Source organism: Paraburkholderia sp. RL17-373-BIF-A (assembly GCF_046030175.1).
GTDB lineage: Bacteria > Pseudomonadota > Gammaproteobacteria > Burkholderiales > Burkholderiaceae > Paraburkholderia.
Genome location: NZ_JARESO010000006.1, coordinates 46889 through 69707 on the forward strand (window position 1 = coordinate 46889; position 22819 = coordinate 69707).

A 22819-nucleotide genomic window follows, 5' to 3' on the forward strand; every position below is an offset into this window, starting at 1 on the left:
TTCACCACCCCATTCACCGCCGAGCTCGTTCCCGCATGAAGCCTGCCTTGAAGTCGACGCCCGCGTTGCGCATTACACTCGTCTGTAACACCGCCTGGGCAATCTATACCTATCGGCAAGGGCTGATCCGTATGCTGGTTGGACGCGGCGTCGACGTGACGGTGCTCGCGCCGCGCGACCGCACGTTCGAACTGCTCACGGCCATGGGCTGCCGCTGCATCGAATTGCCGGTCGCCTCCAAAAGTACCAGTCCACGCGACGACCTGCGCACGCTATACGCGCTCTACCGGCAATACAGGACCATCCGCCCGCACGTGGTGTTCCATTACACGATCAAGCCGAATATCTACGGTTCGATCGCCGCGAAGCTGGCGGGCGTGCAGTCGGTTGCGGTCACAACCGGATTGGGCTACGTGTTCATCCAGCACAGCCGCGCCGCGCAAGTGGCCAAAAAACTGTATCGTTTTGCGTTCCGTTTCCCGCGCGAAATATGGTTTTTGAATCGCGACGATCAAGCCGCGTTTGTCGAACGGAATTTGTTGGTGCATCCTGAGCGCGCGAGGTTGCTGCACGGCGAAGGCGTCGACCTCGCGCAGTTCGCCTTTACGCCGTTGCCCGAGCGGACCGATTACCGCTTCGTGCTGATCGGGCGGCTGCTGTGGGACAAGGGCGTGGGCGAATATGTCGAAGCCGCGCGGCGTTTGCATGAACGTTACCCGCACGCACGGTTCCAATTGCTCGGTCCGGTGGGCGTCGACAATCCCAGCGCGATTACACGCGAGGAAGTGGCGGCGTGGGAGCAGGAAGGCATCATCGAGTATCTTGGTGAGGCGCACGACGTGCGGCCTCTCATCGCCGAGGCGGATTGCGTGGTCCTGCCGTCGTATCGCGAAGGCGTGCCGCGCACGCTGATGGAAGCCTCGGCCATGGGCCGGCCGATCGTCGCGACCGACGTGCCGGGCTGCCGCGAGGTGGTGGCGGACGGCGTCAACGGATTGCTGTGCGAAGTGCGCAATGCAGAAAGCCTTGCGGCCACGCTGGCGCGCATGCTCGACATGAGCGGCGCGGAGCGGCGGGCCATGGCAGAACGCGGCCGGAAGAAAGTCGCGGAAGAATTCGACGAGCGCGTGGTCGTCGAAACGTATAAGGACCTGGTGCAGAAAATGACGGGCGTTTTACTTTAACGGAGCAACAGCATGACCACGAAGGGCACGATTCTGGTAACGGGCGGCGCGGGCTTTATCGGCTCGCACACCTGTGTCGAACTGCTGAACGGCGGTTACGACGTCGTGGTAATCGACAATCTCGTGAACAGCAACCGCGAATCGCTGCGGCGCGTGGAAAAGATCGCCGGCAAGGCGGTGACCTTCTACGAAGCCGATGCGCGCGACGAAGCGGCGCTCAACCGTATTTTCGACGCCCACCCGATCACGGGCGCGATTCACTTTGCCGCGCTGAAGGCGGTTGGCGAGTCGGTGGCCAAGCCGATCGAGTACTACAGCAACAACGTCGGCAGCCTGCTAACCTTGCTCGGCGTGATGCGCGACCGTCACGTCAAGCAGTTCGTGTTCAGTTCGTCGGCCACCGTCTACGGCGTGCCGAAGAGCTCGCCGATCGACGAGTCGTTCCCGCTGTCGGCCACCAATCCCTACGGCCAGTCGAAGCTGATTGCCGAGCAGGTGCTGCGCGATCTGGAACTCGCCGATCCGTCGTGGCGCATTGCCACGCTGCGCTACTTCAATCCGGTCGGCGCGCACGAGAGCGGCCTGATCGGCGAAGATCCCGCCGGCATTCCGAACAACCTGATGCCGTATGTCGCGCAGGTCGCGGTCGGCAAGCTCGAGAAACTGCGCGTGTTCGGCGGCGACTACGACACGCCCGACGGCACCGGCGTGCGCGACTATATCCACGTCGTCGATCTGGCGCGCGGACATCTGGCCGCGCTCGACGCACTGGTCAAACGCGACGCCAGCTTCGTCGTGAACCTCGGCACCGGCCAGGGCTATAGCGTGATCGATGTGGTCAAGGCATTCGAGAAAGCCGCCGGCCGGCCGGTGCCGTATGAAATCGTGGCGCGCCGCCCCGGCGACGTCGCCTCGTGTTTCGCCGATCCGGCCGCGGCCGAGAAGATCATCGGCTGGCGCGCTCAGTTCGGCATCGAGCGGATGTGCGAGGACCACTGGCGCTGGCAATCCACGAATCCACAAGGATTCGCGTAAGTTGAATGAAGTCGACGGCGGCGCGAAGGAGCCGCCAGGCAGGGGTTCCGCCGCCGTCGATTGAGGGATTGCACCACACGGGTAATTCCGCATATTACTAATACTTTACGATTTCTATACTGACTTACCGATTGACGGTCAGGCTTCCTAAGAACGTGTGAATCGGCGCGCATGAGCCCGCATCGAGGCTGCATGCAAGAAAAGACATGCTACGGAGACAGCTATGGGAATTCGCTTGAAAAGCGTTGTGGGTGCGCTCGCCCTTTGCACCCTCGCCAATGTCAGCTATGCGGCAGATCCGATCAAGATCGGCGTCGACGGCCCTTTCACCGGTGGCTCATCTTCGATGGGCGTGAGCATGCGTGACGGCGTGCGTCTCGCGACCGCGGAGATCAATAAAGCCGGTGGCGTACTAGGCCGCCAGATCGTGCTCGTGGAACGCGACGACGAAGCGAAGAACGAACGCGGCGTGCAGATCGCGCAAGAGCTGATCAACAAGGAAAAAGTCGTGGCGGTGGTCGGCTACATCAACACCGGCGTCGCGCTCGCTTCGCAGCGCTTCTTCCAGGAAGCGAAGATTCCCGTGTTCAACAACGTCGCCACAGGCAGCATCGTGACGAAGCAGTTCACCGATCAGCCGGATAACTACGTGTTCCGCAATGCCGCCGCGGATCGCATCCAGGCGCCGATGATCGTCGAAGAGGCTGTGACCAAACGCGGCTTCAAGAAGGTCGCAATTCTTGCCGACTCGACCAACTACGGTCAGCTCGGCCGCGAAGACCTCGAAAAAGCGCTCGCCGCCAAAGGCGTGAAACCCGTCGCCGTCGAGAAATTCAATATCAAGGACGTCGACATGACCGCGCAACTGCTCAAGGCCAAAGAAGCCGGCGCGGAAGCGGTGCTGACGTACGGGATCGGACCGGAACTCGCGCAGATCGCGAACGGCATGGCCAAGCTCGGCTGGAAAGTGCCGCTGATCGGCAGCTGGACCCTGTCGATGGCGAACTATATCGACAACGCGAGCACCAACGGCGAAGGCGCGCGCATGCCGCAGACCTTCATTCAGGAAGCGAACACGCCGAAGCGCAAAGCCTTTATCGAAGCGTACCTGAAGGAATTCAAGCCGAAGAACAACCGCATCGACTCGCCGGTGTCCGCCGCGCAGGGTTACGACTCGGTCTATCTGCTGGCCGCCGCGATCACCCAGGCCGGCTCGACCGACGGCCCGAAAGTGCGCGCCGCGCTCGAAAACCTCAACACCAAGGTGGAAGGCGTCGTGATGGTCTACGACAAGCCGTTCACGCATGACGACCACGAAGCGATCAGCCCGAACGTGCCGGTGGTCGGCGAGGTCAAGGGCGGCCGCGTGGTCTATGCGTACGAAGCCGACAAGAAAGGCGGCAGCCAGTTGCGCAGCAAGCAGGCGAGCTCGGCGAACTGAGCGTGGAATAAGCGCGGAACAAGCGCTAAGCAAGCGCGGCGGCATGTTACGAAGCCGCACCCGCCTCGAGGCGGGCGCGGCTTTGCTTCATATCCGGTGAACTCCAAGGCGTTCGACGATGGCCATTCTTCTGCAGCTCATTTATAGCGGCATTGCGCTCGGCATGATCTACGCCGTGATCGCATTCGGCTATCAACTCACATTCGCCACCTCGGGCACGCTGAACTTCGGCCAGGGCGACGCGCTGATGCTCGGCGCGCTGGTCGGTCTCACGCTCGTCACGCTCGGCGTCAATTACTGGCTGATGATTCCGCTCGTCTGCGTGTTCGGTCTGCTGCAGGGCGCGTTCGTCGAACGGATCGGGGTGCGGCCGGCGATCAAGATCAAATCCGAGTTCGGCTGGATCATGTCGACGATCGCGCTCGGCATCATCTTCAAGAACGTCGCGGAGAATCTCTGGGGCCGCGACGATCTGCGCTTCCCCTCCCCGCTGCCGGAAGCACCGCTAAAAGTGTTCGGCGCCAATGTGCTGCCGATGGAATTGCTGGTGGTCGGCGGCGCCCTCGTGATGATGCTGGCGGTCGAGTTCTTCAACCGCAAGACGATCTTCGGCAAGGCGGTGGTGGCCACGGCGAACGACCGCGATGCCGCGGCGCTGATGGGCATCAACACCGGTCTCGTCATCACGTTTTCGTATGCGCTGTCGTCGCTGACCGCGGCCTTTGCCGGCGTGCTGATCGCGCCGCTCACGCTCACCGGCGCGACGATGGGTGCGGTACTCGGGCTCAAGGCGTTCGCGGTGGCGATCATCGGCGGGCTGTCGAGCGGGCTGGGTATCGTGGTGGGCGGCGTGATTCTCGGGATCGCGGAGACCACGACCGGCTTCTACCTCTCCACCGGTTACAAGGACGTACCCGGGCTCGTCCTGCTGCTGATCGTGCTCGCGTTGAAACCTGCCGGCCTGTTCGGCAAGACGTCGATCAAGAAAGTGTGAGGACCGCCGTGAATCCGAAGAAACTCATTGTGTCCGCACTGGCGCTGATCGCGCTCGCGGTGTTTCCGGTGCTGTCGGGGAACCCGTACTACATCCACCTGCTCGAGACGATCATGATCTACGCGATCCTGCTCTTCGGTCTCGACATCGTGGTCGGCTATACGGGGCAAGTGTCGCTCGGGCATGCCGGGTTGTTCGGCGTGGGCGCTTACACGGCCGGTGTGTTGTTCTTCAAGCTCGGCATGCCGTTCATCGTCACCGCGCCGCTGGCGATTCTCATCACCGCGGGCTTCGGCGCGATTCTCGCGCTGCCGGCCTTGCGCGTGTCCGGTCCCTACCTCGCGATGGTGACGCTGGCGTTCGGCACGATCCTCCAGATTCTCATCAACGAGATGGATTTTCTGACCAACGGACCGATGGGCGTGAAGATCCCGAAACCTTCGATCGGCGGCCGGCCGATGAACGAGGTCGAGTACTACTGGCTCGTCGCGGCACTGCTGGTCGCCTCGCTGATCGTCGTGCACCGCGTGCTCAGATCGCATCTGGGCCGCGCGTTCGAGGCGCTGCGCGACAGTCCGATCGCGTCGGACTGCATGGGTGTCTCGGTGTACCGCTACAAGGTCTACGCGTTCGTGATCAGCGCGGGGTTCGCCGGCCTGGCGGGCTGCCTCTATTCGTATTCGGAGCAGTACATCTCGCCGAATACGTATAACTTCGAACTCACCATCCTGTTCCTGCTTGCGATCATCATGGGCGGCCGCAAGACCCGCACCGGCGCGCTGCTCGGCTCGGCGATCATCGTGCTGCTGCCCAAACTGCTCGACGACATCGACATGTTCCGCACCGTCGCCTCGGTGCTGGCAGCGGTCGTCGTGATCGGCGCGGGTGTCGCGCTGGCGCGCAAGGTGTCCACGCCGCGCAAGGTCGCGATTCCGGTTTTGGGCACGGTGGGTCTCGCCGCGTTTTCCTACCGGATCGACACGCTTGCCGACTGGCGGTTGACGATCTTCGGGCTGATGATTCTGCTGGTGGTGTATTACTTGCAGGACGGCGTGGTCGGTTTCGTGCGCAAGATCGTGATGCATGGCCGCGTCCGCACGGTTACTGTCGACACCACGAAACCGGCCACGATCGGTGGCGATGCGATTCAGGCGGTGCAGGCGAGCGGTACGGAAGACATTCTGCAATTGCGCGGCATCCTGATGCAGTTCAGCGGACTGAAGGCGCTCAACAACGTCGATCTGACCGTGCGGCGTGGCACGATTCACGGCCTGATCGGCCCGAACGGATCGGGCAAAAGCACGATGATGAACGTACTGACCGGTATCTATGTGCCGACCGCCGGCACGCTCGACTATCGCGGCGCGTCGCTCGCGGGCAAGACCTCCGCGCAGATTGCGCTGTCCGGTATCGCGCGCACGTTCCAGAACGTGCAGTTGTTCGGCGAGATGACCGCGCTCGAGAATGTGCTGGTCGGCCTGCATCACACGTTCAACGCCAATCTCGCGGATGTCGGGCTAATGTCGTCGCGCTATCGACGCGAGGAACGCGCCGCCCGCGAGCGTGCGTTCGGCATGCTGCGCTTCGTCGGTCTGGACAATGTCGCCGCCGAAGAAGCACGCAACCTGCCGTACGGCAAACAGCGGCTGCTCGAAATCGCGCGGGCGCTCGCGCTCGATCCGCAACTGCTGCTCCTCGACGAACCCGCCGCGGGACTCACTGCGCCGGATATCAAGGAACTGGTCGCGATCATTCGCAAAGTGCGCGATCACGGCATTACTGTCGTGCTGATCGAGCACCACATGGACGTGGTGATGAGCGTCTGCGATCGAGTTTCGGTGCTGGATTTCGGGCAGAAAATCGCCGAAGGCAAGCCTGCCGATATTCAGTCCAACGATAAAGTCATCGAAGCTTATCTCGGCGGCCAGCCTGCCGGCCAAGCGGCGTGAACCGACTCAACGCGCCTACAGGAACAGACATGTTATCGATCAGAAATCTGCATGCGGGCTACGGCAAGGTCAAAGTGCTGCACGGCATTTCGATCGATGTGCCGAAGGCGTCGGTTGTCACGCTGATCGGCTCGAACGGCGCGGGCAAAACGACGACGATGCGGGCGATCTCCGGCATGATCCGGCCGAGTGCCGGCGAGATTACGATGGGCATCGGCGCGAACGCGAAGCGCATCGACGCGTTGGAGTCACATCGCATCGCACGGCTCGGGCTCGCGCATTCGCCGGAAGGCCGGCGCGTGTTCGCGACCATGAGCGTGACCGACAACCTGATGCTCGGCGCGTTTCCGCGCCTGACATCGGCGCGGCCGCGCGGCGACGTGAAGGCCGATCTGGAGCGCGCGATCGAGATGTTTCCGCGGCTCAAGGAGCGGCGTCACCAACTGGCCGGCACGCTTTCCGGCGGTGAGCAACAGATGCTGGCCATGGCGCGCGCGATCATGATGAACCCGGAGTTGGTCTTGCTCGACGAACCGTCGATGGGACTCGCGCCCATTCTGGTCGAAGAGGTGTTTCGCATCATCGGGAATCTGAAGAGTCAGGGCGTCACCATGTTACTGGTCGAGCAGTTCGCCGCCGCGGCGCTCAATGTGGCCGATTATGGCTATGTGCTTGAGAACGGCAAGATCGCGGCGCATGGGCCCGCGGCGGAGTTGCGCAACGATCCCTCGGTGAAGGCGGCCTACCTGGGGGCCACTCACTGAGGTGCATCGGCTAGTTCGTGGCACGAACCGTGCAGGTTGCGCGCGCAACCTTCTCTTTCAACTCGACAAGCCAGATGAAAGATCTAGCATATTCCGTGCGAGATCGAACACTCTTCTGGCGGCCTAGCCAGCACACTTAAGGCAACGGAATTCTCGCCATAGGCGTGGCTGGAATCCGGAACACGAACGCGCAATACGTTGCGACGGCCATCCACACTCATCTCGTCGGAGCCCGGCGTCTGCGCGGCGAGCCGCTTTCATCATACACATGGACGCGGCGATTGACGCATGCCCTAACCGAGCTTTGTGTGCTGTACCGAACGGAGTAGCGGCATTCGTACAGATACTCTACGTCTACACATGCTCGACCAAACACGGAGCGGGCGCGTATTTATTGAATTGATCGCCATCGTGGGTCAATGCGGGAATGGCCAGAGGCGGCCTGCCACGTGAAACCGGTTTACCTATCGCATCCGGCTTCGGCTGCGACAATTGGAATTTTGATAACGATCAACATTTTCGCAGTGCCAACGGTGGCCGTCAAATGTATCGCGACACTGATTGGCATATCTTTCTGAGTCGGCCAAGACATCGGCATTTTACGACTTGTCCGCAAACGGACGCCGAATTGCCAAGCTATACTTTCTACTGAAATAATTAGGATTTATGTTGCCGGGGAATGCGATGCTTCGCATGCTTCTAGCGTGCGCCCCTGCTTCGTAGGAGAAGTTTTTTTATTAATTTTTCTTGAGCTTTTCTTCTTAATTATCCGAAGTACTTTTTATAGCAATTAAAGATTGCTATATCCCTATTTTCCTATCTCGCGTTGTCCGCCGAAATAACCGGCACGACCTGCAATGCCGAAACACTGATGTACTCGTCAACGAACTTCGCACCGGGGGCAGCAATGGCTTTAGTCGGCAAGGTATCGGAATCAGTGTCAAAGGACGTCAATCCTTTCGATGCCCGCTACGAAAGTCGTTCACACGCCGATCATCCTGAATTGGGCGGCCGCGGCTTTTCAGCTTCACATGTGGATAGCACCTCGGAATTGAACCGCGCCGACGAGTCCCTTTCTGCGGACGTGTCCGCGGATACCGCTGCAGGCCCCGTGGCTCGCCGTACGTTGTCGGCGGCTAATGACTCTGACATCCCGTCGAGAAAAGGTGACTTCACGAAACGCACTTTCGACATTCTCGGCGCATCCGCCTTGCTCCTTGTGCTGCTACCGATTTTTCTCGTCATAGCTTGCGTCGTGCTGAGCGACGGCGGGTCGGCTTTCTTTGGCCATCCGCGCGTTGGAAGAGGCGGACGATCGTTTCGCTGTCTGAAATTCCGCTCCATGGTGCCGAAGGCCGACGTCGTTCTTGCCGAGCTCCTTGCCACCGACGCCAATGCGCGCGAGGAATGGAATCGCGATTTCAAACTGAAGAACGATGTACGCATCACCACCGTCGGCCGGTTTCTGCGCAAGTCGAGCCTGGATGAACTGCCTCAACTCTGGAATGTCCTTCGGGGCGACATGAGTCTCGTCGGTCCTCGCCCCATCATCACCAAGGAACTGGAACGCTATGGCTCCGACGCCCACTATTACCTGTCGGTCAGGCCCGGCGTGACAGGATTGTGGCAAGTCAGCGGACGAAATAACGTTGACTACGCAACGAGAGTCGCACTGGACGTCTCGTACGTGAAGGAACGCTCGACCCTGCTCGACATCAGCATTCTGCTGAGAACATTCAAAGTGGTCTTCGACGGAAGCGGGGCGTATTGAACATCGTGTACGCCCGGCACAGCAAAGTAATCCGTATGGAGTGCCCATGCAAATTGTTCACGTCGTCGAATCGGCTTCTACAGGCACGCTCTCCGTGGCGTGCATGATCTCGAATCGTCTCGCCAGTGAAAGTCACGAAGACTGCGTTGAATTCTCACGGCGTAGCGAAACACCCGACAACTTACCTTCTCTCTCCCCTCGAACGTTCTGTCGCGGCAATTTCATATGAAGGCCGAGCGGTGAACGTTTGTGCTGGCTGACAGCGCCTTCTCGATGCTTACATCGACTGGCATACCGGAGCGATATCTGATGAAACAGTTAGCGGAGCGGTCCAACGTGCACCGGGAAGAGGCCCCCGTTCAGACTGCGTTGCCAGCCGACGCTAGCTCGGCGCGAGACTCTCATTGGCGGGGTCCGTCTGCTGGGTTTGCAATCAATGGCAAGTTTGCATCTCAACGCATAACAGGAGTGCAACGTGTCGGTTATGAACTGGCGATGGCGTTCCAGCGTCTGTTTCCTGAAGAAGCCGACCTGCCCTTGTTGATTCCCTCGAACGCACGAACTGACGTTGTCTTGCCGAAAGCAAAAATGATCGGCCGGTGGTTGAAGGGTTCTCTGTGGGAGCAACTGGCACTGCCATTCGCGATTGGCGGCCGAACGCTTCTCAGCCTTTGCAATATGGGCCCCTTATTCGCTCGTCGGCAGGTCGTGATGATGCACGACGTTGCGATCTACGATCTGCCGGAAAATTACTCGTGGAAGTACAGGCTCTGGTATCGCGTTGCGTTTTCTCTGCTGAAGCGCAACGCTAGTCACATCGTGACGGTGTCGGAATTCTCGAAGACACGAATCATGGAGCGCCTTGGCATCGACGCGTCACGCATTTCGGTGGTCCTGAATGGCGTGGACCACTTTGAAAAAATCACACCGGACACGGCGATTCTGTCGCGGTTGAACCTGCAGAACGATGGCTACGTGCTCGCTGTCGGAAATCTCTCAGTAGGAAAGAACCTTCCACGCATAGTTGCCGCGATGGAGCGCCTGAGTGACCGCCATGACTTGAAGTTTGTTGTCGTTGGCGGATGCGATTTGCGGGTCTTCAATTCACAGGCGAAGGTAGGGTACGACTTATCGAAAAACATCATCCCCGCAGGATTCGTATCGGACGGCGAATTGAGAGCGCTGTACGAAAACGCAGGCTGCTTTCTGTTTCCGTCCTTATATGAGGGCTTCGGATTGCCGCCGCTTGAAGCGATGTCTTGTGGATGTCCTGTCATCGTGTCACGTGAAGCGTCGCTTCCAGAGGTATGCGGCAATGCAGCGATGTACTGTGACGCGCATTCGGTCGACGACATCGTCGACAAAGTGACGCAGATGATGGAGGACGCCGCGGTGCGCGAAACCTGGCGCGAACGCGGAAGGGAGCATGCCCGTGGCTTCCGGTGGGAGTGGTCTGCACATCAATTGCTCGACGTTCTCGAGCGTGAGCTCGCGGGCGGAGTGGCTCGCCCGGTTCACGCGCGATCCGCGCCTTCGCGCGTTTAGCGCGGATCGCGCAACACCTATCAGGATGCGCCGGTCCAAGCATCTGCAAGCTCGTCGCGCCTCACTGCGGCAAGACCTTTTTTACGACCTATTCGAAGGAGCTTCGCAGCATGAATACGCCCGCCTCCACGATCGATCTTGCCGCCACGCTACGAGATCACTTCGCACGCGTCGTCCTGCCGATCTGGCGCGGGCCCGGCTTCAATACCGCGATGCATCTGCCTTACGAGGCCGTCAGCGCCGACGCGGGCCACGTTCCGATGCCGGTTGAACGCTATCGCGCGATGGCGTGCGCGCGGCAGTTGTTCGTCTTCTCGCAAGCCGGCGAAGCAGCCCATGCCCATGTGCTGTTCGAAGCCCTGCTGCACTACTTTCAGGACAAGCAGCGCGGCGGCTGGTTCTACAGCGTTGATGCACAAGGTGCGCCGCTCGATACGACGAAAGATCTCTATACGCACGCGTTCCTGGTCTTCGCGTGCGCTGAATATGCCGCAAGCTTCGGCAATCGCGATGCACTCAACCTCGTCCATAGCACCTCGGCGCTAATCGAAACGCGTTTCGCCGCGCAGCACGGATTGTTCAACGCGGCGCTCGATGCGGAATTATCGACGGTGACCGGTACGCCGGTGCAAAACCCGTTGATGCATCTCACCGAAGCCTGGCTCGCCGCGCGCGAAGTGACCCAAGACACTGCGTTCGATTCTGCGTTGCGCAAGCTGGCTGGCGCCATCGAACGCACCTTCGTGCATGCGCCGACCGGCTGCATCGCGGAACTGCCGTTGGGTGTCGACGACAACCGTCTGGAGCCCGGCCATCAGTTCGAATGGTTCTGGCTGATCAGGCAAGCGGGCACGCTATTGGGCGGATCGGGGCTCGACGACTCGCTCTCGCGCGCGTTTGAGTTTGCGCAGCAACATGGCGTGGATCCGGTCACGGGCGGCGTGTGCGCGTCGCTCGATGACGCCGGTCGAGTAAAGGACGCCACGCAGCGGATCTGGGCGCAAAGCGAATATCTGCGCGCACTCGCCACCCGCAACGATGACGCGGCGCGTGCGGTGTTGCCCGGGCAGATCGAGCGCTTCCGCGAGCGGTTTCTGCACGCGCAAGGCTGGTTCGAATGCAAGACGGCCGCGGGTGACGTGTCGCGCGCCGACATGCCGTCGACTACGCCTTATCATCTCGCCACCGCTTACGCGGCGCTACCGGCTGAAGTTCGCGACGCTCGCAGCATTGCTGCGGCGTGATTGCAGCCTGAGAAGGACAAGGTCCGCGCAATCGTCCGGTTCGCGGGACTGAACTCGTTCATTTCGGCATGCCAATCGATGTGGGCATCGAGCGGGAGCGGGTCACCAGCCGGCACAACGAGTCCACACCGTGTCGGCTCTCGACGTTCCGCTCACGTCTGCGCGTCAGGTGCTCACGTTACTCGGCTTTTCAGAGCGGGGTTTCGCTCGCCAAGGTAATAGTGAAATTCGCGCGAGAATATTGCCTCGACGTGCGGAATGCAAGTCAAGCTGCAGTGCCTGCTGGAGTTCGGGGCGACGGACCGTCGCGGTTCCCAATTTAGCCACGACGATGCCTGCCGCGACATTGGAAAGCACGACTGCTTCGTCCAGCGGCATGCCCGCGCCGAGCGCGGCACTAAGCGTGGCAACGACAGTGTCCCCGGCCCCCGTCACATCGAACACCTCGCGCGCGCGCGTTGGCAAATGCAAAGGGGCGTGGCCGCGAGAAATTAACGTCATGCCTTTCTCGCTGCGTGTGACGAGCGCCGCTTCGAATTCAAACGCATCGCAAAGGGCGGCACCCTTCTGCTCGATCGTGGCATCACTCTCGCACCGCCCAACGACAGCCTCGAATTCGGACAGGTTGGGCGTAATGACGGTGGCGCCGCGATAACGCTCGAAATCCGTTCCTTTCGGATCGACGATGACGGGTTTTCCTGCACGGCGAGCGGCGGAGATGAGGTTCTTCGAATCGTGCAGTGACCCTTTCGCGTAGTCGGATAAGACCACCGCATCGACTTCGTGCAACTGCCGCTCAAAGCTGAAAATCAGCTCATCTCCATTGCGTTCGGGAAAATGGTCCTCAAAGTCCGCCCTGATCATCTGCTGATGGCGGGAAAGAATCCGAAGCTTGGTGATCGTCTTGCTGCCCGCGACGCGTTGGAGAACGCAATCAACCCCGCCTTCGCGCAGCAACTCTTCGATCCGATCGGCGTGCGCATCCTGCCCGGCCAAGCCGAGAAGGCGAACACGAGCTCCAAGTGCTGCCGCGTTCAGCGCGACGTTTCCCGCCCCACCGACACGCGTCTCTTCAGCTTGCACATGGACGACGGGAACGGGCGCCTCCGGCGAGATCCGCGAGGTCGAACCGTGCCAATACCAATCGAGCATGACGTCGCCTACGACCATTAATTGAGCGCAGTCGAAATCAGGAGGCGAAAGCTTCACCGGCGGGTTTCTTGTCATGGCGGCCTAAATTGATCGAATAAACTTCACTCAGAACGTCGGCGACAGAAGCGACGCTTATTTTTTCCATCACGTACTTCGCATTTCTCGGATATTCAAATCCGAGGCTCAGGAACATTCCGCCTTCTCGCTTAGACACAGCAAGGACTCCACGCTCTTTGCCGACAGGGCCCCATCGAAACGGATTGGTAGGACCATGCAGACTAATCATCGGCGTATCCAGCATTGCGGACAAATGCATGATTCCGGTGTTCACACAAACTATGCATTCCGCCCGCCTTACTATTCCGACCACTTCAGTCAGACTCACCTTGGCTGCCACGCTTACGACCTTCTGGCTGCCGATCAGCTCAACCAATTGTTGAGCCCGTGTGGCATCTTCAGGACCGCCCGTGATGACAATGGCGTGCCCGTTATCAATCAATACATGCGCAAGATCGCGCCAGCACTCCATGGGCCATTCGCGCATGGCGAAATTTGTTCCAGAGGCCCACGGGTGAAAAACAACATATTTATCGTCAATGACGAACGGCAAACTGGAAGGACGAATAGCCTTGGTGATTTTCGGATGTTCCGTCGACTCGATGCCTAGGGGGCGCAATAGCCTTCTGAAATTATCCAGCTCATGAAGGCCTTCGCAATGCTCAACGCTGGCATCATAAGCATAATGGCGGAATTGATTCCTGGTCTTAAAACCAATCGTAAACTTCGTCTTCGTGAAAGCTGCCAATATGGCCGAAATCCTTGGCCATTGCGAAGTGTCGATTAAGACATCGACCTCGTATTTCTTTATTTCCTTGAGCGCGTTCAACGGGCTGGTCAAAGGGACTACGACAACTTCGTCGAACCCGTCGAACAGATCATAGATACGCGCGTTGCTTCGTGATGCAAATATCACTATTCTGGAAATCTTTTTGACTTTCCTCAACTCAGAAATAATTATCGACGACAAGATCGAGTCGCCAATTGCAGCGAAGGCAAAAATGCCTGCTGTCGTGCACTCAACCGGCAGGCGTCGTTTTTTGCGAAGCGCCCCTAATATGTACAAGAAAGCGCCACCGACAATAAGGTCGACGCGCTTGAGAAGGTTCTGTCCGCGCTCATTTTTCATTTCAGGTCCAGCAACATCGAGTTGAACGTCGAGCTAGAACCCGAGCGGCTGCATACCTTCGCCGGCCGGGGTGCGATAGGCGTGACGACCGTGCGCCTGGGCGAATGGGCTTGGCATGCCCCCGTGCGCTTGTCACCACAGGTCTTCACGTTGTCGTACTGTTCGAGCAATGTCGCCAATTCCGCCTCGGTCGTCTGGAGGGATGATCTGACAGGCACCGCGCTGGATCAGGTCACCCAGGCTACCCAACGTCGCCGCTGTACCGTTGTTCGCTGATCCCGTCAATTTGTGCCTTGACGGTGGATTCCCGTTAGCTGGTCGTGACTCTCGACAGGCACCGTGCTCGGCTTACCGCCGCTGCCATTCGACCGCCCCGCGTCAGTCCATACACCGGGTCCGACGATACCTTTGAGGGCTCACACTCCGAAGCAGAAGATCACAACAGTCGGCGGCATCGAGCGCCGAAAGTCTGCAATGGCCGATGATGCAACTGCATGATCCGTGCTGGAACGCGCGCTGTCTGTGCGGCGCCGAACGTTCGAATGCCCGAGTGCATGTGGGGCACCCATTGCGGAAAGCTTTTGCCGCAGAACGACCGGCACAGGAAGGTCGATCGATATACTAAGTACTACTTCTATATCCAGTCCGCAGAATTATTCCGCGAAGGACACTTGGTCTGCGCGAAGCTACCTATCTGTTTCTCCGCGCTTATGCGGATCACTACGACACCGCCTCACGAGGATTCAGGCATGGCGACACGAATTGAACCCGGCATCGTGCAGGGGCGCCGCCTGGTTGGGATATTGCCACTTCAGTAATTTATGCAGGCTTTCGTGGTTCCTATCGGGCGAAACTTCATACCGCCTATTAATGCAACTGTAATCAATCCTGCCACACCACTATTTGCGAAACAAATAGTTTTGCCCGCCTGTCGGCTATCCACCTACCTAAACTGATTCGGCGCCGCGCAACGTGCGCTAAACCACAGACTCCGACGTGGCAAAGGAGGTATTCCTATCACATTTGCGCAAGTCGCGATGGACGCGGCGAAGCTTGTCGCTCCATCGAGAAGCTTGCTACCCGCATCTTGGAGATGGCGCCTTTGAACACGCATATTCTCAGTTTTGGATCGTCTCGCGCAGACAACGAAGCGGGTAACTTTTCGTTGCGCGACATGCTTCATCTATTGCGAGACCCTGTCTGGACACTGCTGGCATTTATCGCCTTTGCGACGTTCGCAGCCTCTCCTATTTTCTTGCGGCGCCTATCCGGCCGTCAGAGCTTTTGGTCATGCACGACTTCAAGAAGGTCGCGGCTCAACTGACCGAGCAGTTCGATCTCGTACCAGTCGACGCTCCGCCTTGCCTGATCTACAAGCAGGCCGCGCAGTCCACACGCACCATCTGTTAGACAGACGAAGTGTCACGCTACAGAACAATCTCCAGTTGAGATCCACAGCAAGGGACTTCACGCAACTTGCTTATTGAAACACCTGGCGAGTTCGCCGGAACGCGGGGCCTTGAAGCCGGGCAGCTTCGAGATCCAAATATGTGTCGCAGCGAGAACTATTGATTCTCGATCATGTTGGGGTGAACTATTCATGAGCCGATCTACGCCGCAAATTGGAATCGAGGTAAACGAGAATCGTATTCCCTTCAATACGCCCGCTATGACGGGTAATGAACTGAAGTACGTCGCAGAAGCTCACTTCAGTAAAAAGCTCGCTGGCGACGGCTCCTTCACAGGACGTTGCAACGAGTGGCTGCAGGAAAGAAGCGGTGCCGGCAAGGCATTGCTGACTCACTCCTGCACAGCCGCGCTTGAGATGGCAGTCCTGTTGCTGGACATCCAACCCGGCGACGAAATCATCATGCCGTCGTACACGTTCGTCTCGACGGCGAACGCATTCGTCCTGCGCGGTGGCGTGCCTGTCTTCGTGGATGTCCGCGAAGACACTATGAATCTCGACGAGCGATTGATCGAAGCGGCGATCACGCCACGAACTCGAGCGATCGTCCCGGTGCATTACGCCGGCGTGGCTTGCGAAATGGACACGATCGTATCCATCGCTCAACGCCATGGACTCAAAGTCGTCGAAGACGCGGCGCAGGCGGTCATGGCAACCTATAAGGGCCGTGGCCTCGGCTCCATTGGCCACCTCGGAGCCTACAGTTTTCACGAAACAAAAAATATCATCTCAGGCGAAGGTGGCGCGTTGCTCGTGAACGATCCCGCCCTCACGAGGCGCGCGGAAATAATCCGTGAGAAAGGCACTGATCGAAGCCGCTATCTCCGCGGAGAAGTCGACAAATACACCTGGCAGGAAGTCGGCTCTTCATTCTTACCAAGTGAGTTGATCGCTGCCTATCTATGGGCTCAACTGGAAAGTGCTGAAAAGATTACTCAGGCGCGCCTCGCGCACTGGGAGCGATATCATGCGCTTCTCGAGCCGTTCGAGCGCCGAGGCGCGCTCCGTCGTCCGATCGTGCCGAAAGAGTGCCAGCACAATGGACATATGTATTACGTTCTGGTTGAAGACGAACATGTGCGCCAGCGTCTACTCGATGAATATAGAAGGCAGGAAATAGGTTCGGTATTTCATTATGTTCCGCTTCATTCATCGCCTGCCGGGCAACGGTACGGCAAAGCTGGCGGCCCATTGGACGTTACCATCGACCAGTCAAAACGCCTGATTCGGCTTCCCCTCTGGGCCGGCTTGACCGAAACGCAACAAATGCGCGTGGTCGATATTTTTAGCGCGCTGGTGAAATAGGGCTGAGCCATGCTAAACACGCATGTGCGAATCGCATCCGGGCGTTGACGAGAGGTCGTCGGCAGCGGCCCGGATGTGCTCACGCACCGGAAGGTGCGGGGGGGTGATGATGTTGCCGACCTCCGTCCCGGAGTTCTCTTATCTCGCGCCGTAGACTTTCGTCGCCATCGCTTGTGCCCGGGTGCGCGCCGGGAAATTGGCAGCACGCCGGAGTAACGAAGCGCTGCCACGCAGTCTTTCAGTCAATGATCGGCGACTGACAATGAGAAGCCGGCTCTAAGTCCTTTGAACACGCTCGATCTGGCCGCCGGCGAAAACTTCACGCATTTAACCGTCAACGTGACGACGGCATAGGCAATCGCAATTGCACGGTGTGCAGGTGCGAGGTGCTTGCGGCTGAAATAAACGCGATTGCGCGCCGTATAGAACAGGCTGAAGGGACTTTCATTGCCGCCGGTAGACACCGCCACCTTGTGACCGACACTCGATGTCGGCACGTATAGCAGGCCGATACTGGCACTCTTCATGCGCCAGACGAAGTCGCTGTCGTCGTAATAGACGAAGTACTTTTCGTCCATCATTCCGACTGTCTGAAAGATGCTTTTGTGCAGCAACATAAAGCAGGTCGGCGCGTATTCTGTAAACATTTCTTCGTCGAACTGCCCGCGATCTTCCTTCCGATCGCCCACGTGCGGCGTGGTGGCGGTAAGGGGCGAGAATCTTCCGCCCGCACACCATATCCGATTGGTGCCGTGATAGGTGATCTTGGGCACCGAGGCCAATGCGCCCGCCTCCTCGGTGTGCCGCACCAGTCCCGCGATCACGTCGTGATCCGGGAAATCGGTGTCGTTGTTGGCCAGCAGAACGTATTCGCATCCGTCTGCAAGCGCCATCTCTATACCCTGATTGTTGCCGCGAGCGACGCCGACATTGTCGTTATTGAACACGATATCGGCTTGGATATCGTTGAGAGCCGCAAGCTCGCGCGATATCGCACACCCCGTATCCTTCTCGCTGTTGTCGATCACGTACAGCTTGAAGTTCGCATCGCGCTGGGCCGCGAGACTCTTGAAAAAATCAGGAAGCACGGAATCGGAGCGATACAACACGGTGACAATTCCGATCAGCGGCGAACCATATCTCGTTGACATATCGCGTCCTTCAAATGAGTTGCGGAGGCGGCCGTCGCGGCGCCTCCGTCATAGCGCGTGAGGGCGTCACACCGATGTGTCATGCGGCGCGTTCACAGCCCTTGTATAGACCCTTCTCCCGCATCTCGGCGATGCTCTTCTCGTAGGTATCGGCCATCACCTCCTGCTGGTCGACCCACCGGGCAAACCGTGCGATGCCTTTGCTGAACGACACCTTGGGCTCGAATCCGAGCATGTCCCTTGCCTTGGTCAAATCGGCGTAGACATGGCGTACATCGCCCAGGCGGAATGCGCCCGTCACGGTGACGCTGACATCGCTGGCATACACCTCGCACAAAGTCTTGGCGACGTCCATGACCGAAGTGCGCACGCCCGAACCGATGCCGAACACGTTGTCCGCCGCGTTCGCGTTCGTGAGCGCTGCGTAGGTCGCATCCACCACGTCATCGATGTAGACGAAGTCACGGCTTTCCAGACCATCTTCGAAAATATTGATCGGATTGCCGTTTTTTATGCGCGTCGAAAAGATCGAGAGAATGCCCGTGTAAGGGTTCGATAACGACTGCCCCGGGCCGTAGACATTCTGATAGCGCAACGCCGATGCATCGATGCCGATAGAACGGCAAGTCGTCATCACCATCTGTTCCTGAGTCTGCTTGGTAATGCCATAAAGCGAGGTCGGATGGATTTTCGATTCCTCGTCGGTGGGCACGCATTCCATCGCTTCGCCGCTTACCGGGCAGAGATGCTCGAACTGGCCCTCAAGCATGTCCTTTTCCTTCCGCGGACCAGGATACAGAATGCCGGCGGCCGGGGAACGATACTTGCCTTCGCCGTAAATCGCGCGAGACGAAGCAACGACCACTTTGCGCACGGAATTGCGGCTATTTTTCACCAGTATGTCGAGAATCAGCGCTGTTCCATGCACGTTCACGTCGACATAGCGATCGACCTCGTACATCGATTGGCCCGTACCCGTCTCGGCCGCAAGATGAACGATCGCGTCCTGCCCCTGCATGACACGTTCGAGCATGGCTCGATCAGTCACCGACCCCTTCACGAAGTGCACGCTTTCCGGCAACGATGCGAAGATCGCAGACGTGACGCTGGGATTCTCTCCGTGAATCTGCGGGGAGAGGCTATCGAGGACCGTGACTTCCGCATTGTTGGCGCAGAGCTTGCGCGCCAGACTCGAGCCGATAAAGCCGGCGCCACCCGTAATCAGGACTTTCATTGTTTCTCCCTCTCCCAACATCTGGTTTCGAAGTTGTAGCGCTTGATGATTTGCGCCGGATTACCTGCGACCACGCAATAGTCGGGAACGTCGCGGGTCACTACCGAATGCGCGCCGACCACGACGTGGCGGCCAATTTTCACGTTGGGCAGAATGACTGCGCTAAATCCAATAAAAGCGCCCTGCCCGATCACCACATAGTTACCTCGCGTGCGAATACGCTCGCCAATGCGGGTGGTGTCGTTGACGTTCTCATACGGATGCTCGACATCGACAATGGCAACGTTGCCGGTAATGGTCGCGCCGTCGCCGATCTCGATTGAAGAGCCGCATACGATGTGAACGTTCTGCTCGATATTGACCCGGCTTCCGATCGTGAGCCGCGGCGGCGCAGCCGAATCCGTCACGACAAGTTCGATGCGCGCACCGGGCCGAATCAGTACACGCTCGCCAATCGACGCGTAATGCACGTTGACGAGTAGCATGGGACGAAAGATCGTCGTTTTCGCGCCGACCGACTTGAACACATGCGCGTACCACAGGCGTGTCTTGAGTCGGTACCAAGCGAGAAGCGCGCGGTTACACCGATCGAGAAGCCTCAATCTTTTAGTGGCACGACGCTCGTTCTCCTGTACGGTGGTACTCATGCGTGGGCCCGTTGTCGTCCGGTCACTTGCTTGAGCCGCGTATAGACAGCGCGTGACAGACGTGGCCACCGGCGCGTCGAGTACAAAACCAGCTGTTTCGTGCTGATTCTTGCCGCGCGCCAGCTCGACTCGATGCAGTCCTCGAAGTTATCCTCGTGTCCATGCTCCAGATAGAAGATGGCCGAGGTCAGATAGAACTTTGCGCGCCCCCGGTTGACTGTGTCGCTCGCCATGCCGAGATCGGCCGCAATCTGGCAGGTCTGGATCATGTCGGCCATGTATTCCCTATGACGCTCGGGATTGTTGATTCGTGTCGAGGTCATGCCGGTCCGGTTGACACGGTAAAGGCCCCACTCTTCCTCCAGGTAGCAGCCTTGCCAGCCGAACACCACCTGGAGCAGGTGTGCCACATCACAGACTGATTTCAGACCTACGTCAACGGGGCTGCGATGACGCAGATGGGCCCGATACATCTCCGAGCTATGAAAAAAGTACGGTCCGTTCTTGATGAGGAATTCGGCATCGAACGTTGCGGGCTTATTTTGGGGTAGTGGATACGGCACAGACTCCAACGTATCCTGGTCCACCGTGCGCATCCTATGGACCACGAGACCGCATTCAGGATGCTCTCTTAAGAAATCGAGTTGGCGCTGCAGCTTGCCAGGAAGCATGACATCGTCGCCGTCGATGTTGGCGATGTATTCGCCCTTCGCCATCGCGACGGTATCGGCGAAGTTCGCCGCGAAGCCGACGTTGGCGTCGTGCGAAATGACCTTGATCACATCCGGATAGCGCGATCGAAACGACTCGATGACGTCGAGGGAGTTGTCTGGCGAATTATCATCGCCCACGATCACCTCGAATGGCACATCGAGCTTCTGGTCGAGTACGCTTTGGAGGCACGGACCGACATACTCGCCTTGCCGGTAGCAGAGCACGATGACCGATAGTACGGGCGTGGCTTGCTCCTGGACCGGAGGGTAAAGGTTAGTATCCATGCTGTTGTCTCAGTTGAGGACCAGCCGCCCGGCCAGGTGGCGAGCCTTTCGTTGAATAATCGGCGAGACCGCGATGGTCAATGCGGCCATAGCGAGCCACGCTCCTGATAGAACAAAGAACAGACCAATACGCGAACAGCTTGTGAGATCCGCGAAACTCAACAACAGTCCGACGGGGGTGAGCGCAGCGATACGCGCAGCGAGGCCGCGATACCAACTGGCGTTGATACCGGGGATAAACTTTCGATGTACGATCGCAACCCAGCCGAACAGGAGCAGAAAGTTCATTCCCGCCCACGCATAGGCAGCGCCGACCGCACCGAGATGAATGCCGCCAAATAGGACCGCGGGCGCATAGAGGACAAGAAAGCCGATATTGCCTTTCAGATGCAGCGACAGGTCCCCTTTCGCGTACTGCACGATAAACGCCAGCGAAGCGATCGCTGAAAATGCGTTTCCTGCCGCATAGCATTGCATCGTTCGCAATGCGTCGGGACTCAACGGTGCGCTTGCGGACCAGAATCGAAGCACGGCCTCGGGCGCACAGATGAACACTGCCGCAACCGGGATCACCGCCAATGACGTCAGTTCAGTGGCCAGTGCATACATCTGGCGAATTCGTTCCCCGCCGCCGAAGCTTTCTGTAGTCAGCCGTGGAATGAACGCCTGTTGAATCGGGTTGGCCAACAACAAGATTCCGCTCGCCAACAGAGTCGCCAGGCTGAACACCGCAAAATCCGCCAGCGGCAAAATTTTCGAAAGGGCGATCTTGTCGATCTGTGTGGTGCAGGCCCAGATCACCGTCGCCAATGCAATCGACAGCGACAGCTTCGCGCGGGACGACAGTACCTTCCATGAAAAACGCGTCGACAGAAACGGTATGTCGATCGTACGGCCGAGCAGTGTCCGCATCGCGGCCGCTTCTACGACAATCGCCAAAAGTTGCCAAACAAAGAAGAACTCGATACGCGGCCAGATCATGATGATCGGCACAACGAGCACCGTGCGTATCACGGCAAAGGTGATGACAATTCCGTTGAGTGCAACCTGTCGATCGATGCCGACCACACCCCCACGGTATAGCGCACCGAGCCACCGCCCGATAGCAGTCAGCATCATCAGCACAAATGCCGTACGAATCACGCTCGGAGGCAGTGTGGACGCGTTCAACCATCGTTCGGCGAAATAAGGCGCGATGAAGATCGACAAGACGAACAGGATGGCGCTGGTGCCGAGAATCAGCTTTTCCAGTGATTCCAGCAACAACCCGACTTCAGCTTTCGAACCAGTACCGGCCCGGAGGCTGCCGAGCTCCCGGCACAACGTGGGCGAAAGACCGAAGTCCAGAACGAGTACCCATGCGAGAACCACCGCGTTTATCGCAATCAGCCCATAAGCTTCGACCCCGAGATGACGCACGTATATCGGGACCATGACGATGCCGAGCAACGCGGTCACCATCTGTCCAACGAAATTTGCGAGCAGGGTTCGTCTCAACATCGCGGTCTGCCAGTAAATTAGGTAAGGGCTGAAGGTACCGCCAGAGTCGCCGCGAATTCTGAATTGACATCGTTAATATCAACTCATCGCGAACGTGTCTTAGGGCGAGCGCTTGATCTGCCAAACGACCGAAAGATGTCACCTCCATTCCGGCCGGTCGATGCCGGAATGACAATTCGCGCTGACCACAACGCGTTTCGACGATAGGGAAAAATGACTACTTGTGAAACTTGATGTATTACGAAAGTATT

18 protein-coding genes are annotated in these 22819 nt (G+C 58.6%); 11 read left to right on the forward strand and 7 right to left on the reverse strand.

The window, feature by feature from the left end:
• Positions 1-35 precede the first annotated feature (35 nt).
• The 9 genes from P0D80_RS09305 to P0D80_RS09345 all read left to right on the forward strand — a co-directional run bounded on the left by P0D80_RS09305 (position 36) and on the right by P0D80_RS09345 (position 11927).
• Positions 36-1184: a glycosyltransferase family 4 protein gene (locus P0D80_RS09305; protein ID WP_342960083.1), complete on the forward strand. Its 1149-nt coding sequence runs from the start codon at positions 36-38 to the stop codon at positions 1182-1184.
• 12 nt (positions 1185-1196) lie between these two features.
• Positions 1197-2219, forward strand: a complete 1023-nt coding sequence (gene galE, locus P0D80_RS09310) for a UDP-glucose 4-epimerase GalE (RefSeq protein WP_408283066.1) — start codon at positions 1197-1199, stop codon at positions 2217-2219.
• Between the two features lie 223 nt (positions 2220-2442).
• Positions 2443-3660: an ABC transporter substrate-binding protein gene (locus tag P0D80_RS09315; RefSeq protein WP_408283068.1), complete on the forward strand. Its 1218-nt coding sequence runs from the start codon at positions 2443-2445 to the stop codon at positions 3658-3660.
• Positions 3661-3778: 118 nt separating this feature from the next.
• Entirely contained in the window at positions 3779-4654 is an 876-nt protein-coding gene (locus tag P0D80_RS09320; RefSeq protein ID WP_132375813.1) for a branched-chain amino acid ABC transporter permease, read from the forward strand.
• A gap of 8 nt (positions 4655-4662) precedes the next feature.
• Complete coding sequence (locus tag P0D80_RS09325; protein ID WP_408283071.1) at positions 4663-6603, forward strand: branched-chain amino acid ABC transporter ATP-binding protein/permease; 1941 nt, start codon at positions 4663-4665, stop codon at positions 6601-6603.
• A 29-nt stretch (positions 6604-6632) separates the two neighbouring features.
• Complete coding sequence (locus tag P0D80_RS09330) at positions 6633-7367, forward strand: ABC transporter ATP-binding protein (RefSeq protein WP_408179405.1); 735 nt, start codon at positions 6633-6635, stop codon at positions 7365-7367.
• Between the two features lie 907 nt (positions 7368-8274).
• Positions 8275-9138, forward strand: a complete 864-nt coding sequence (locus P0D80_RS09335; RefSeq protein ID WP_408179455.1) for a sugar transferase — start codon at positions 8275-8277, stop codon at positions 9136-9138.
• Between the two features lie 309 nt (positions 9139-9447).
• Positions 9448-10683: a glycosyltransferase family 4 protein gene (locus tag P0D80_RS09340; RefSeq protein WP_408283074.1), complete on the forward strand. Its 1236-nt coding sequence runs from the start codon at positions 9448-9450 to the stop codon at positions 10681-10683.
• 110 nt (positions 10684-10793) lie between these two features.
• Complete coding sequence (locus P0D80_RS09345; RefSeq protein WP_408283077.1) at positions 10794-11927, forward strand: AGE family epimerase/isomerase; 1134 nt, start codon at positions 10794-10796, stop codon at positions 11925-11927.
• A gap of 165 nt (positions 11928-12092) precedes the next feature.
• On the opposite strand, the gene rfaE1 is transcribed toward P0D80_RS09345, so the two are convergent.
• Positions 12093-13154 (reverse strand): D-glycero-beta-D-manno-heptose-7-phosphate kinase, encoded by a 1062-nt coding sequence (gene rfaE1 / locus P0D80_RS09350; protein WP_116142685.1) that lies wholly within the window; start codon positions 13152-13154, stop codon positions 12093-12095.
• On the reverse strand, positions 13117-14265 hold the full coding sequence (locus P0D80_RS09355) for a glycosyltransferase family 9 protein (protein ID WP_408283081.1): 1149 nt from the start codon (positions 14263-14265) through the stop codon (positions 13117-13119). Before P0D80_RS09355 ends, rfaE1 begins: the two co-directional genes overlap by 38 nt.
• 21 nt (positions 14266-14286) lie before the next feature.
• Between P0D80_RS09355 and P0D80_RS09360 the strand changes: the two genes are divergently transcribed.
• Entirely contained in the window at positions 14287-14541 is a 255-nt protein-coding gene (locus tag P0D80_RS09360) for a hypothetical protein (RefSeq protein WP_408283085.1), read from the forward strand.
• A gap of 1324 nt (positions 14542-15865) precedes the next feature.
• The gene (gene rffA, locus P0D80_RS09365) at positions 15866-17038 is read left to right on the forward strand and encodes a dTDP-4-amino-4,6-dideoxygalactose transaminase (RefSeq protein WP_408283089.1); all 1173 of its coding nucleotides are present in this window, start codon (positions 15866-15868) and stop codon (positions 17036-17038) included.
• 242 nt (positions 17039-17280) lie between these two features.
• Here the strand turns inward: rffA and P0D80_RS09370 are convergent, their stop codons facing one another.
• The 5 genes from P0D80_RS09370 to P0D80_RS09390 all read right to left on the reverse strand — a co-directional run bounded on the left by P0D80_RS09370 (position 17281) and on the right by P0D80_RS09390 (position 22568).
• Positions 17281-18189, reverse strand: coding sequence for a glycosyltransferase family 2 protein (locus P0D80_RS09370; RefSeq protein ID WP_408283092.1), 909 nt, complete (start codon positions 18187-18189; stop codon positions 17281-17283).
• A gap of 79 nt (positions 18190-18268) precedes the next feature.
• Entirely contained in the window at positions 18269-19423 is a 1155-nt protein-coding gene (locus P0D80_RS09375) for an NAD-dependent epimerase/dehydratase family protein (RefSeq protein WP_408283095.1), read from the reverse strand.
• Positions 19420-20070, reverse strand: coding sequence for an acyltransferase (locus P0D80_RS09380; RefSeq protein ID WP_408283097.1), 651 nt, complete (start codon positions 20068-20070; stop codon positions 19420-19422). The genes P0D80_RS09375 and P0D80_RS09380 overlap by 4 nt, the downstream gene beginning before the upstream one ends.
• On the reverse strand, positions 20067-21068 hold the full coding sequence (locus tag P0D80_RS09385; protein ID WP_408283099.1) for a glycosyltransferase family 2 protein: 1002 nt from the start codon (positions 21066-21068) through the stop codon (positions 20067-20069). Before P0D80_RS09385 ends, P0D80_RS09380 begins: the two co-directional genes overlap by 4 nt.
• 9 nt (positions 21069-21077) lie before the next feature.
• Positions 21078-22568, reverse strand: coding sequence for a lipopolysaccharide biosynthesis protein (locus P0D80_RS09390; RefSeq protein ID WP_342960092.1), 1491 nt, complete (start codon positions 22566-22568; stop codon positions 21078-21080).
• Positions 22569-22819: the final 251 nt, after the last annotated feature.